This is a genomic window from Brucella thiophenivorans (assembly GCF_002252445.1).
Lineage (GTDB): Bacteria > Pseudomonadota > Alphaproteobacteria > Rhizobiales > Rhizobiaceae > Brucella > Brucella thiophenivorans.
Map to the genome: position 1 here is coordinate 138,942 of NZ_NNRJ01000009.1, position 13,428 is coordinate 152,369.

Below are 13,428 nucleotides of genomic sequence, written 5' to 3' on the forward strand. Positions count from 1 at the left end.
CTTCAAAGGGCGGCGTTTTTTAGAGCGCATCCCAAAAAGTGTGAAACGGCTTTTGGACAAGATACGCGTTAAAACAAATGATTGGAGCGCCGATCTGATACAATCAGAGCGGCGCTCTCATTCAAACCAAGACTTTAAGCTTGTACGGCCTGACGAGCAGCCGCACGCGCTTCAACACGCGCACGAATTGCATCGACATCTGCACGCGGGGTCGCAGCAAAAAGCTTCTTGGTGTAGTCGTGCTGCGGGTTACTGAAAACCTGTTCACGCGGGCCGTATTCAACCACTTCACCATAATACATCACCATCACTTCATCAGCGATGTAACGCACGACCGAAAGATCGTGGCTGATGAAAACGTAGGTCAGGCCAAATTCTTCCTGCAAATCCGAAAGAATATTAAGCACCTGTGCCTGAACCGAAAGATCAAGCGCCGAAACCGGCTCATCAAGAATGAGCAGCTTCGGATTGAGCATCAATGCGCGTGCAATAGCGATACGCTGACGCTGACCACCTGAGAACATATGCGGATAGCGATTGAAATGCTCCTTGCCAAGACCAACCTTGAGCAGCATTTCCATCGCTCTTTCGCGGCGCTCTTTGGCTGACATCTTGGTATTAAGCAGCAAAGGCTCAGCCAGCACATCACCAATCTTCTGGCGCGGATTTAGCGAGCCATAAGGGTTCTGGAACACGATCTGCACCTTCTGGCGCATGTCTGCTGTCAGACCATCACGGGCGATGTTCACATCCTCGCCAGCGATTAACAGTTCGCCGGAGGTCTGTGGGTCGATCATCGTCAGAATGCGGGCAAGTGTTGACTTGCCGCAACCCGATTCGCCCACAATTGCCAGCGTCTTGCCTTTTTCGAGCTTGAAGCTCACGCCTTTGACAGCGTGAACGACTTTCGGCTTGCCAAAAAGACCGCCGCCAACATGGTAATCGCGCTTGATGTCGCGCGCTTCGAGAACGATCTCGCTCATCACGCTTCTCCTGCGCCATTACTTGAAAAGACGAAATCGGAAACCGTCGGCAGACGATCGCCAGTCGCATTTTCCGGCAGTGCTGAAAGAAGCGCACGCGTATATGGGTGCTTTGGCGCAGAAAACAACGACAACACGTCGGAGTCTTCCATCTTGTGCCCCTTATACTGCACGATCACGCGATCAGCGGTTTCCGCTACAACGCCCATATCATGGGTAATCATGATAAGGCCCATGCCGTGTTCAATCTGAAGACGCATCAGCAGATCAAGGATCTGCTTCTGGATCGTCACGTCAAGCGCGGTTGTTGGCTCATCGGCAATCAGCAGCGTTGGATTACAAGCAATCGCAATCGCAATCATCACGCGCTGACACTGACCGCCCGACATCTGATGCGGGAAGCTCGACAGCCGTTCGGCCGCATCGCGGATACCAACCAGTTCAAGTAACTCAATCGCACGCGCACGGCTTGCAGAACCCTTAAGCCCCAAATGGCGCTTTAGAACCTCTTCAAGCTGATAGCCGACCGTGAAACACGGATTAAGGCTTGCAACCGGCTCCTGAAAGATCATCGAAATATCGCGTCCGATAATCTGGCGGCGTTCCTTGTCAGACATAGCCTGCAAGTCCTTGCCGTCAAACATCATACTGTCGGCGGTCACTGTTGCAGTCTTGGGCAGAAGGCCCATCACTGCCAGCATACCGACAGACTTGCCGGAGCCCGATTCGCCGACAATTGCCAGAACTTCGCCCTTGTCGACCGTAATATCGATGCCATCAACGGCCTTGAATGGACCAGTTGAGGTATCGAACGAAACCGTGAGGTTCTTGATATCAAGCAAAGCCATCGATCAGCTCCTCTTCAGTTTCGGATCGAGCGCATCGCGCAGACCATCGCCGACCAGATTGATCGCAAGAACAGTGATCAGAATAGCCAGACCCGGGAAAGTGACAACCCACCATGCACGCATGATGAACTCACGCGCTTCTGCAAGCATCGTGCCCCATTCTGGTGTCGGCGGCTGCGCACCCATGCCGAGGAAGCCAAGTGCTGCAACGTCCAAGATGGCGTTGGAGAACGACATGGTCGCCTGAACAACCAGTGGCGCAAGGCAGTTTGGCAAAATGGTCTTGAACATCAGACGCAGCTTACTTGCACCGGCAAGTTTGGCTGCGGTCACATATTCGCGTTCCTTTTCAGCCATCACCGCTGCACGCGTGAGGCGCGAGAAATGCGGCAGCAGAACGAGCGTAATCGCAAGAACCGCGTTGATCAGGCCAGGTCCGAGAATTGCCACCAGCACCAGTGCCAACAGCAACGAAGGGAACGCCAGAATGACGTCCATAATACGCATGAAAACCGTATCGACACCGCCGCCAAAATAACCGGATATAAGACCAATCGTGATGCCAAGGCACATCGAAATAATGACGATGACAAAACCAACCAGCAGCGAATATTGCGCACCATAAATCAGGCGGGACAGCATATCGCGACCGACTGCATCCGTACCAAGCAGGAATTGGGTTGTGCCGCCATCTTCCCAGAAAGGTGGTGTGAGCAGGAAATCGCGGAACTGTTCCGATGGATTATGGGGAGCGATGAACTGCGCGAGAATCGCGACAATTACCAACGCCAGAAATACGAAAAGACCGATGACAGCGCCGCGATTGACGCTGAAATAGAACCAGAAATCTTTCAAAGCCCGGAGTTTCCCGACTTCGTTTACAGCTTCCGGCTGAATTGCTGAGTGTGTCATGATACCCTCACTTGTGCCGGATACGCGGGTTAATCAAGCCGTAAAGCAGATCGACGATCAGGTTTACGATCATGATAATGAACGCAATGATCAGCAAGCCACTCTGGACAACCGGATAGTCGCGACGCGAAATGGAATCGAGCATCCATTTGCCAATACCGGGCCATGAGAAGATGGTTTCAGTCAGGATCGCACCCGCCATCAGCACACCAACTTGCAGGCCGATTGTCGTGATAACCGGGATCATCGCGTTGCGCAGCGCATGCAGACCAATAACGCGGCGAACCGGCAGGCCTTTTGCACGTGCAGTACGGACGTAATCTTCACCCAGCACTTCAAGCATCGCCGAACGTGTCTGACGCGCGATGACCGCAAGCGGGATCGTTGCAAGCACGATAGTGGGAAGAACCAGATGAGACGCCGCTGAGGTGAAGGCACCCTTCTGACCGGACAAAAAACTGTCGATCAACATGAACCCGGTGACGTTCGGGAAATAGTAAAGCAACGAAATGCGGCCTGAGACCGGCGTCCATTGCAACATGCCCGAGAAAAAAATGATGAGCAGCAAAGCCCACCAGAAGATTGGCATTGAATAACCAACGAGCGAAATACCCATCAGTCCCTGATCGAACCATGAGCCGCGCTTAACAGCTGCAAAGACACCCGCAGGAATACCCAGACAAACCGCAACGATAATCGCACAGGTAGCAAGTTCAATCGTTGCCGGAAACAGAGTGAAAAACTCTGCCAGCACCGGCTTTTTCGTCACAAGAGATTGGCCGAAATCACCGTGCAGAAGATTCCACACATAATTGATATATTGCTCCCATAAGGGGCGATCAAATCCGAGCTGAGCCAAGAGCTGCGCATGGCGCTCGGGGCTTACGCCGCGCTCACCTGCCATCAAAAGCACAGGGTCGCCCGGCAGGACGCGGACGAAGGCAAAAGCCACAATCGTGATACCGATAAAGGTCGGCACCAGATAGAGAAGCTTGTTCAAGATGAAACGAAACATACAAAAACTCCGACCGGGCGCGGAGGAAACCTCCACACCCGGCCGCTGGTGTTGTCAGATTTTACTCGGCGATATCAACTTCTTCGAAGCGATAATCACCCAGTGGGCTCTGTTTGAAGCCTGAAACCTTTGCAGACATAGGCACGAAAACAGTCGAGTGAGCAATAGTGTTCCACGGAGCCTGCTCCTTGAAGATCACCTGTGCTTCTTCATAAAGCTTCACGCGTTCGTCATGGCTGGTCGAAACCTTAGCCTTCTGGATCAGGTCTTCAAATGGCTGATAGCACCACTGCGCGCGGTTGTTCGAACCAACGCCTGCGCAACCAAGCAGGGTTCCGAGGAAGTTGTCCGGATCACCATTATCGCCGGTCCAGCCGAGGATAACTGCGCCGTCACGGTCCTTTTCACCAGACTTCTTGAGGTATTCACCCCATTCCATCGACACGATTTCAGCCTTAACGCCAACCTTGGCAAGATCAGACTGCATCAGTTCAGCAGTACGACGAGCATTTGGCATATAAGGACGGCTGACAGGCATCGCCCACAGCTTCATGCTCAAATCCTTGACGCCAGCGGCTTCAAGAGCTGCCTTAGCTGCTTCTGGATCGTATTTGTCGTCCTCGATCTTGTCGTTGTAGCTCCACATTGTCGGTGGAATCGGGTTCTTTGCGACCTGTCCCTGACCCTGATAAACCGCATCAACGATAGCCTGCTTGTTCACAGCCTGATTGAGCGCTTTGCGCACTTCCGGCTTGTCGAATGGAGCAACCATCGTGTTGTAAGCGAAGTAAGCAACGTTCAGACCGGCCTGCTCATCGACCTTAAGGTTCGAATCATCCTGAAGACCCTTAATGTCTGCTGGTGCAGGATAGGACATCAGGTGGCATTCACCGGCCTTCAGCTTCTGCGCGCGAACGGCTGGATCAGTGGTGATTGCGAAAACCAGATCGTCGATCTTTGGCTTGCCACCCCAATAGTTTTCATTCGCCTTGAAGCGAACGACAGCGTCTTTCTGGTAGGCGATGAACTGGAAAGGACCAGTGCCAACCGGGAACTGATTGAGGTCTGACTGCTTGCCGTCTGCAGCTAGCTTGTCAGTGTATTCCTTGGAGATGATCGACGCAAAAGGCATCGCGATATTCGCTAGGAAGGCAGCTTCCGGACGGTTCAGAACGAACTTGACCGTGTTGTCATCGATCTTCTGAATTTCCTTGATCAGCGAACCCATTTCCATCGAATCGAAATATTCGTAGGTCACGCCGGCCGTGTATTCGTGCCAAGGATTTTCCTTGTTGCCCATACGGTCGAAGGAAAGGATCACGTCATCCGCGTTGAAATCACGGGTTGGCGTGAAATTGTCGCTCGAATGGAACTTGACGCCTGTGCGAAGCTTGAAAGTGTATTCTTTACCGTCGTCCGAAACGGTCCAGCTTTCTGCAAGGCCCGGTACAACTTCCGTTGTGCCGTTTTCGAATTCTGCAAGGCGGTTATAAACCGGATGTGCCGACGCATCGAACGTGTCACCACCGGTATAAGCTGCGGGATCAAAGCCCTCAGGCGACGCTGGCGAACAATAGACAAAAGTCTTTGCCGAGGCTGCGCCGCTCATCAGAGCGACAACTGCCGTTGCCGCGAGAAGTGTTTTATAGAATTTCATTTAGTACCCGCCTCCACGGAAATAATATTGCGCGCACCCTAAGCGCACAATCTGTGCTTTATGGAAACGTGTGGTTGATCACAATGCAAGCGGTATTTTTAGAATCCTGTCGTATTCTTAACCGATTTCCATCTATTAAATTAGATTTTCATTTCAAATACATATGACCTTTTAGAAAATTGCGCTAAGTACGGCCAATTTATAATATTATTTGCCACGCTGATATACCTGACAAACAGCCAGTTTCGGAGTTCTAATCTCAGGTCGCGAAAAGCCGGATACGGGCCAGAACATCAAACTGTGGTTTTCAAGCTGCTTACATATCTCACAAAAACCAATTGTTTAACGGTCGTCGAATAGATACTAGACGCTGAAAGTCATATTTGAGGTAGCCATGTCCGAAGTCAACCCAATACGCCCAACGACACCACAGGCTATCACCTTAGCCAAGACTTTGCTTCGCACATCACGCTACGGCGCACTTGCCGTTCTCGACACCAAATCCGGCAGACCACTGGCAAGCCGCGTTGCCGTTGCGACCGACATTAACGGTACACCCATCATTCTCATTTCGGGTCTCGCTGCACATACGCCAAGCCTCATTGCAAATCCTTCATGTTCGCTGCTTCTGGGCGAAGTTGGCAAAGGCGATCCGCTGGCACACGCGCGCATTACGCTTCATTGCAAAGCAGAAAAAATAGATCGCAATTCGCCAGAATACCCGCAAATTCGGCGGCGCTATCTCAATCACAATCCAAAAGGTACACTTTACGTAGATTTAGGCGACTTCGCTTTCTTCCATCTGAAGATTGAAACGGCAAGCCTCAACGGAGGCTTCGGCAAAGCATTCATTCTCAGCTATGATGATATTATCAGCGCCCGGATTGCATCTGCGACGGTTGGATTTGCCGAACAACAAATCATTGATAGGTTTAATCAGCAATATGCTGCGGAAATTAGCGCCTCTGTGGCTGGTACTAAAGACAGCTTGCCAAACTGGAAAATAACTGGCTTAGATCCTGATGGCTTTGAGCTCGCCAGTGGAGACCAGATCGTGCGTGTGCATTTTCCATCACCCTGCGATTCTGTTGAAATGTGTTCCGAAGCGCTTACCAATTACCTAAAAGGTGGAGTCTGAAACAAAAACCCAACAGTTTTGGGACACATGGCAAGCCTTTTATGTCGATGAATATAAGCAAGGGCTTTTCAATTTATCCATATAGTATTAGTTTCAAATTGTCGGCCATATAATTATTTGGCGGGCAATTTTTTAACCTGATGCAGTCTTACGGGGGTATGACCGCGAATGACTACTGATAATAATTTTATTGATTTAATTGACAATGCAGATCAGGTCGCTGATTTTTTATCGGCACTTGCTAACAACAAAAGACTACTCATTCTATGCAAGCTTTTGCATAATGAAATGTCTGTTGGCGCTTTGGCGAAAGCTATTGATCTTAGCCAATCCGCACTTTCGCAACATCTCGCCAAGCTACGGGCTCTTAATCTCGTATCGACGCGACGTGATGCTCAGACGATCTATTACATTGTTTCGTCTCCGCATATCGAACTGATGTTGTCTACACTTTCAAGTCTGTATATGAGTCCAGCTCCGCGTCGACGTGAAATGGCGGCGGTGGTTCACCAGTAAAACACATCCCATGAGGCATAAGTCGTGCGATGAAGGAAACAAAAACCGGATCGCACGACTTTGTCGTTGAAATCTCAGATTCCAACGATCTGCGCCTGTTGCCTTATAAAAACATACGTGAAAAAGACCTGACCGGTCGCCATCAGCGTTTTATTGCTGAGGGCAAAGTTGTCCTCAATGTTCTTTTCTCAGAAACCGCGCGCTTTGAAACGGAATCGCTGCTTGTTCTGGAAAATCGCCTGAACGGCCTAGGCGAACAGCTCGATCAATTACCAACTGGTGTCGAAGTCTATTCCGTCCCACAATCCGTCATGGATGAAGTGGCAGGCTTTCATGTCCATCGCGGAATTTTAGGCGTCGGACGTCGCAAACCACAGCTAAGCATTGTTGAAATGATTGATCGCTTGCCGGACGAAGCCCTTGTGGTTGTCTTATGCGGCATTTCAAATCACGATAATGTCGGATCGATCTTTCGCAATGCCGCAGCCTTCGAGGCGGATTGCGTCCTGATGGATGAAACCTGTTGCGATCCGCTTTACCGAAAAGCCATCCGCGTTTCGGTCGGAGCCACGCTTAAAGTGCCCTATTTCCACGGCGCATCCATCGAGATGATCGTAGAAACATTACAAGTGGCTCAATTTGAGATTTTGGCGCTCAGCCCATCTTCTGAAATGAATATTTATCAAGCACCGCAGCATAAACGTCAGGCGCTGCTGCTGGGCACTGAAGGCGAAGGCCTTCCAGCACATTTGCTTGACCGGCTAACGGGCGCTCGCATTCCGATGTCCACGAGCTTTGACAGCCTCAACGTGGCAACAGCTTCGGGGATTGCGCTCTCCCGTTTCAGTAAATTCAGCTAACTAACACAAAAAGCCTCCGATATTTTTCGGAGGCTTTTAATTCATAGAGAACTATCTCACTTAAGCCGCTGAAACATTACCGGCATTCGCAACCAGACGACGCAACATGGCCTCAGCTTGTGGCTCGCGCTCAGAGCGACCAATAAACCCGCCGCCGAATACGCGCGCCGTATTGCTCTCATCCGAATAGAGAACACAAGCCTGTCCCGGTGCGATGCCGCTCTCGCCATCAACAAGTTCAACCCAAGTCTTGCCGTCCTTATGATGAAGCACAGCAGGCCGCGGAGGACGCGTTGAACGAACCTTAGCAAACACTTCGAGGCCACCGTCCGGCAACGAATCCAGCGCAACATCACCAAGCCAGTTCACATCACGCAAAAATACCTTATGCGTTTCAAGCGCCTCACGCGGGCCGACAATCACACGCGTATTGGCAGCATCAAGATGCACCACATAAAGCGGCTCACCAGTTGCAACACCGATACCGCGGCGCTGGCCAACGGTATAATGAACGATACCCTCATGACGACCCAGCACGCGCCCATCGATGTGGACAATATCACCCGGTGTCGCTGCTTCTGGCTTCAGCTTGGAAATAATGTCGGAATATTTGCCCTGCGGTACAAAACAAATGTCCTGACTGTCCTGCTTCTTGGCAACCGTCAGCCCCATTTCTTCAGCGATTTCGCGAACCTGTGCTTTTGGCAGGTGCCCAAGCGGGAATCGCAGATAGTCAACCTGATCTTGCGTGGTCGCAAACAAAAAGTAACTCTGATCGCGATCAGAGTCGACCGGACGGAACATCGCGCGATGATCACCATTCAGACTACTTCGGATATAATGTCCGGTTGCCAGCGCATCTGCGCCTAACTCACGCGCTGTCTGCAAAAGATCAGCAAATTTTACCGTCTGATTGCAGGAAACGCACGGAATCGGCGTTTCACCGCTCACATAGGAGTTTGCAAATGGATCGATAACAGCTTCACGAAAACGCTGTTCGTAATCCAATACATAATGTGGAATGCCTAGGCTTTCAGAAACGCGGCGGGCATCTTCAATGTCCTGACCTGCACAGCATGAACCAGCGCGATGCACTGCCGCGCCATGATCGTAAAGCTGCAGCGTTACGCCAACAACATCATAGCCTTCACGTTTGAGAATCCCAGCCACAACAGAAGAATCGACGCCACCCGACATGGCGACGACAACGCGCGTGTCTTCCGGCTTTCCCGGCAGATCGAGGCTGTTCAGGCTCATGATTGATTCCAGCTTCCGGGCATCGGCCCTGCTTCTCAAAGTTCTAATTTGCGCCCTATATAGGTCACACAATGGGTTCTTGCCAAGATGTCGCAGCAAAAACAACGCATATTTTGAGACGTCAAGATCACAATTCTGCGTGAGATATTCAATAAAATTACAGACGAACCTGACTTTTTTATGATTTCCACTCGAAATGTGGCATTTTTTTGCAAGTGTTACCAGATAGTTACCACGTGTTTAGGTAATTCTTAAAGCTGTGGCGTTAGTCTCAAACTCGATTAGGTCCTTGAGTGTTGTGTAGAGAGTACAATGACCGATCTGACAAGACCGCGTATAAAATATGTTATTGGTCCCGATGGCAGCCCGCTGACCATTGCAGACCTCCCCCCCGCCTCAACGAGGCGCTGGGTCATTCGCCGAAAGGCTGAAGTTGTCGCCGCTGTTCGCGGTGGGCTTCTCAGCCTTGAGGAAGCATGCCAGCGTTATACATTGACGGTGGAGGAATTTCTGGGCTGGCAGTCCTCGATCGATGAGCATGGTCTCGCCGGTCTAAGGACCACACGGATCCAGCAATACAGACACTAATAGTCTGCCGTTTTCTTCGGAATTGGCAGAAACGCAAATCAAGCCCCGGCCGGTTTAACTGGCCGGGGTTTTTCTTTGATCAATTCCGACTATATGAATAGGAGTCACGCTGCTTTAAGGGGATCAAACCCATGACCAAAAATATCGAAATCACGAAAAGCGACGAAGATGATTACGGTCGCTACTTTCTCACTATTGATGGTGATGAAGCCGAAATGACCTATACAAAATTGGGGCTTAAGCTGATTTCCATCGACCACACATTCGTGCCCGATTCGATGCGCGGCAAAGGCATTGCGCAGGCGCTGGCATTATATGCGGTTGAAGATGCCCGTAAGACCGGCTGGAAGATCGTCCCACGTTGCAGTTTCATGGTGACGCAGTTCAAGCGCCACACTGATTGGTCGGACGTTCTGGCTGAAGGTTGATTAGAGCATAATCTTATTGGAGCAGAGAGAATCAATAAGCTTATGCAATCAGATCGGTTTTTTTAACGCAGCTCGCGAATCCGCTTGGCGAGACTCTTTGGACGAGAACTATCAACCTTTTCAGGATCAGCTTTTTCGTCCCCACCCTTTTCTACCAATGCGTGGATCGGTGAGCTTTCACCTTCTTTTTTGGCAGTCGTCGCAACCATGCGTGCCGCCAAAGCCGCCATTTCCTCACGAAGGACGGCATTTTCTTTCGCAATATCTGAAGATAAAGCAGGTTCCGCGTTTGAATTGGAACCTGTACGCATATGGCGTTCAAGCCGTTCCTGCGCATCGGAAAATTCAGAAATCAATTTGTCGAGCTTCTGCTGCAATTCCCCATTACGGCGCTTTTCACTTTTCAGTTCAGTCTGTGCTGCGGTCAATTGCGTGGAAACCTCATTATAGCGCGCAGATGCATCTTTCCGTTCCCGACGCATTTCGCTCATTTCATTCATCAAACGACTCTGATCAGCCTCTTTGGCTCCCATCTCAATGCGCAGCGTATCCGACAGATTTTCAAGAGATGAAAGATGTTTTTGAAGGCGCTCCACTTCGGCCTCGACAATTTCGGCCTTCTCCGCAGCATTGTCGCGTTGGATGATCGTGTCTTTTACGGCCATTTCCCGTTCCGCAAGCTTTTCTCGAAGTGCTGCAATATCGCCTGCGAGCGCTGCAAACCGCTTGAGTTCGTCGTGTTGCTTGCCAATCGTGATGAGCTGCTCTAACGACTTTTCACGCTCCAGACGCAACTTCTGTTCAAGCTTGCTATAGCTAACGGCATGTTCAGCACGCAATCCGTCACGCTCAGCTCTGATTTCGGTAAGCGTTATCGGAAGCTCGGCATGAATCTGCCGCCGCGCAAGAAAAAATGCACGGCGCCAGATCGAAGGGCCAAGCAGAACCACGACGAAAACCGCCGCAAGAACGCCAAGAATGAAAATAAGCGCAGATTGAATCACGGCTTTTTCACATTAAAAATTAGAACGGGTTCCAGGTCGGCGCCGATGTTAGCTTGAGATAGCCGATATTCACACCGAGCCTTGCGCCAACACCCGTGCGGATTGGGACAAGCATGATATTCTCACGCTTGAGCACGTTGAAACCCACACCTGCGATGACATAAGCAGAACCTGCAACACCGGCATAACGACCATAGAGGCTCTGGATGTCATCAAGATTATAGACAAGCATCATGACGCGCGAGCCCTGCCCGCCGAAATCCCAGCCGAGCGAAGGCCCTTGCCAGAATGTTCGGTGATCACCAGCATTCTTGGTGTAAAGCGTGCCTTCACCATAGGTAAGACCGCCGATGAAAGCACCTGAACCCTCTTCACCCAGAATATATCCGTTGGGCAAACCAAAGCTCTGAAATGCTTTTTCAACAGCGCTGGCAATGCCGCCAGACGTCGAACCAAAGAACCTGTGTCCTGATTCGACCATTTCCTCGGCCGTGTAAGTATTGCTACTCTGTGCCTGCGCATGATGCGGCACGGCGATGATTGAGATCAGAAAAGCCGCTAAAAACGCTAAACTATACGCCGCGTTGCGGAACCTGATCTGCGACAGGGACGGTATGGCCATTTGTAATTCCTTTTGCCTACCAGCTTCTCTGTCTGACGCCCTGTTAAAAGCTTATAGCGTTGGCCCAAAAATCGATAATGATTTTTGGAAAGCACAATGCGTTGATTAAACATGTGAGAGCGTCCTTTATGCGTCCAATTGGACGTATGGCGCTCTAACAGCACTTCTTGCGAGTGTTTTGCCGAATCGTGCTCATTCTAACCGCGAAATTGTTGTCTAAATCTTTATGCCGTGAAATAGACTTTAGAATGGCGGCAAAAAACAGCTTTCTTGCGACAATCGGGCGTCGCGTGTATCCAGATTCCAAGGTTCCCGACGGTGATTCGTTGGGATTTTGAAGCATCAACTGATTGCGGCCCGTCATTCGACATTCAGGTCGATTTGCAGAGCCAGTTCGCGCCTGGAGAAAACACCATGCCATTGCCCCTCACCCTGTCTGCGCTCGATCTTGGTGCACTTTTGTGCAGCCGCATCTGCCATGACATCATTTCACCGGTCGGCGCCATCAACAATGGTCTTGAACTGCTGGAGGAAGGCGGCGCAGATGAGGACGCAATGGCGCTTATCAAATCAAGCGCACGCAATGCTTCAGCTCGTCTGCAATTTGCTCGTATTGCCTTTGGCGCTGCCGGTTCCGCCGGTGTTCAGATCGATACGGGCGATGCCCAGCACGTCGCCACACAATATTTTGCCAATGAAAAGCCGGAACTCACCTGGGAAGGTGCACGTGTTCTGCTGCCAAAGAACAAGGTCAAGCTTCTGTTGAACCTGCTGCTTATCAGCAATGGTGCCATTCCGCGTGGCGGCTCACTGGCTGTACGTCTTGAAAACGGTGATACCGACCCGCGCTTTGTCATCACTGCCAAGGGCCGGATGCTGCGTGTACCACCAAAATTCCTCGAACTGCATTCGGGTGCAGAACCAGAAGAACCAATTGACGCGCATTCCGTGCAGCCATATTACACGCTGCTGCTTGCTGAAGAGGCTGGCATGAAGATCACGGTTACAGCTACCGCAGAAGACATCGTTTTCGCAGCCGAATAGTCCACTTCTCCGTAGACGAGGGCTGGCAATCAAACCACGCCTCTATATTTAGAGTGCATCGCGAAAAGCGGCAAGTTGACCTCGGAAGAGGTACTATTAAAATAAGAAGTTGAAAGCCGTAACATCATTAAAGATGTTACGGCCTTTTTTTTATTTTCCTCGCATGCAAAAGCATAATTATATTCAAATCATCGCTTTAAACTACACCCATTATCAAATTACGATGATATATAAATCACATTGTAATTTATATCATTTAAAATACCACATTAACAAATTTCATTAAGCAAACATAAATTGTGAAGTAAATGAAAAATAACTAATTTATAAAATATTTATCTTAAAATTTAAAGTATTATGACTAAATAAATCATATTTAGAAAATTTAATACGCCTTGATTGAGACATATTTTTAAACATCATTACTTTCGTCAGTATACTGATAATTTAATAGCACTTTTATTTATTGAAAACTTAGTAGTAATTTACATTTTTAGGTATGATCATGACAGACCGTCCGATTATGACGACAAGCGCTGGTGCGCCAATTCCGGAT

At 50.0% G+C, this 13,428-nt stretch carries 14 protein-coding genes; 6 read left to right on the forward strand and 8 right to left on the reverse strand.

The window, feature by feature from the left end; all coding sequences use genetic code 11:
- Positions 1 to 134: 134 nt before the first annotated feature.
- The 5 genes from CEV31_RS02295 to CEV31_RS02315 all read right to left on the reverse strand — a co-directional run bounded on the left by CEV31_RS02295 (position 135) and on the right by CEV31_RS02315 (position 5,415).
- A complete protein-coding gene (locus CEV31_RS02295) occupies positions 135 to 983 on the reverse strand; it encodes a dipeptide ABC transporter ATP-binding protein (protein WP_094505271.1) in 849 nt (282 codons plus the stop codon).
- Positions 983 to 1,831 (reverse strand): ABC transporter ATP-binding protein, encoded by an 849-nt coding sequence (locus tag CEV31_RS02300; protein ID WP_094505272.1) that lies wholly within the window; start codon positions 1,829 to 1,831, stop codon positions 983 to 985. The genes CEV31_RS02295 and CEV31_RS02300 overlap by 1 nt, the downstream gene beginning before the upstream one ends.
- Positions 1,832 to 1,834: 3 nt before the next feature.
- Positions 1,835 to 2,743, reverse strand: a complete 909-nt coding sequence (locus CEV31_RS02305) for an ABC transporter permease subunit (protein ID WP_094505273.1) — start codon at positions 2,741 to 2,743, stop codon at positions 1,835 to 1,837.
- A 7-nt stretch (positions 2,744 to 2,750) separates the two neighbouring features.
- Positions 2,751 to 3,758, reverse strand: a complete 1,008-nt coding sequence (locus CEV31_RS02310) for an ABC transporter permease subunit (protein ID WP_094505274.1) — start codon at positions 3,756 to 3,758, stop codon at positions 2,751 to 2,753.
- Positions 3,759 to 3,819: 61 nt separating this feature from the next.
- Positions 3,820 to 5,415, reverse strand: a complete 1,596-nt coding sequence (locus CEV31_RS02315) for an ABC transporter substrate-binding protein (protein WP_094505275.1) — start codon at positions 5,413 to 5,415, stop codon at positions 3,820 to 3,822.
- Positions 5,416 to 5,809: 394 nt separating this feature from the next.
- Between CEV31_RS02315 and CEV31_RS02320 the strand changes: the two genes are divergently transcribed.
- From CEV31_RS02320 to CEV31_RS02330, 3 genes are all read left to right on the forward strand, one after another.
- Complete coding sequence (locus CEV31_RS02320; protein ID WP_094505276.1) at positions 5,810 to 6,553, forward strand: HugZ family pyridoxamine 5'-phosphate oxidase; 744 nt, start codon at positions 5,810 to 5,812, stop codon at positions 6,551 to 6,553.
- A 168-nt stretch (positions 6,554 to 6,721) separates the two neighbouring features.
- Positions 6,722 to 7,069 (forward strand): ArsR/SmtB family transcription factor, encoded by a 348-nt coding sequence (locus tag CEV31_RS02325; protein WP_094505277.1) that lies wholly within the window; start codon positions 6,722 to 6,724, stop codon positions 7,067 to 7,069.
- A 29-nt stretch (positions 7,070 to 7,098) separates the two neighbouring features.
- Positions 7,099 to 7,929 (forward strand): TrmH family RNA methyltransferase, encoded by an 831-nt coding sequence (locus CEV31_RS02330; RefSeq protein WP_094505278.1) that lies wholly within the window; start codon positions 7,099 to 7,101, stop codon positions 7,927 to 7,929.
- A gap of 60 nt (positions 7,930 to 7,989) precedes the next feature.
- Here CEV31_RS02330 and mnmA read toward each other — a convergent pair whose 3' ends face one another.
- Positions 7,990 to 9,186, reverse strand: a complete 1,197-nt coding sequence (mnmA, locus tag CEV31_RS02335) for a tRNA 2-thiouridine(34) synthase MnmA (protein WP_210190867.1) — start codon at positions 9,184 to 9,186, stop codon at positions 7,990 to 7,992.
- Positions 9,187 to 9,498: 312 nt separating this feature from the next.
- Here mnmA and sciP point away from each other — a divergent pair, with 312 nt between their 5' ends.
- Both sciP and CEV31_RS02345 read left to right on the forward strand, forming a co-directional pair.
- Positions 9,499 to 9,774 carry a CtrA inhibitor SciP gene (gene sciP / locus CEV31_RS02340; RefSeq protein WP_094505279.1) on the forward strand — a complete coding sequence of 92 codons (276 nt, stop codon included), beginning with the start codon at positions 9,499 to 9,501 and terminating at the stop codon, positions 9,772 to 9,774.
- A 131-nt stretch (positions 9,775 to 9,905) separates the two neighbouring features.
- Complete coding sequence (locus CEV31_RS02345; RefSeq protein ID WP_094505280.1) at positions 9,906 to 10,202, forward strand: GNAT family N-acetyltransferase; 297 nt, start codon at positions 9,906 to 9,908, stop codon at positions 10,200 to 10,202.
- A gap of 62 nt (positions 10,203 to 10,264) precedes the next feature.
- Here CEV31_RS02345 and CEV31_RS02350 read toward each other — a convergent pair whose 3' ends face one another.
- A complete protein-coding gene (locus tag CEV31_RS02350; RefSeq protein WP_210190868.1) occupies positions 10,265 to 11,182 on the reverse strand; it encodes a coiled-coil domain-containing protein in 918 nt (305 codons plus the stop codon).
- Between the two features lie 43 nt (positions 11,183 to 11,225).
- Positions 11,226 to 11,828 (reverse strand): DUF1134 domain-containing protein, encoded by a 603-nt coding sequence (locus CEV31_RS02355; protein ID WP_094505282.1) that lies wholly within the window; start codon positions 11,826 to 11,828, stop codon positions 11,226 to 11,228.
- A 414-nt stretch (positions 11,829 to 12,242) separates the two neighbouring features.
- Between CEV31_RS02355 and chpT the strand changes: the two genes are divergently transcribed.
- Complete coding sequence (chpT, locus tag CEV31_RS02360) at positions 12,243 to 12,872, forward strand: histidine phosphotransferase ChpT (protein WP_094505305.1); 630 nt, start codon at positions 12,243 to 12,245, stop codon at positions 12,870 to 12,872.
- Positions 12,873 to 13,428 lie beyond the last annotated feature (556 nt).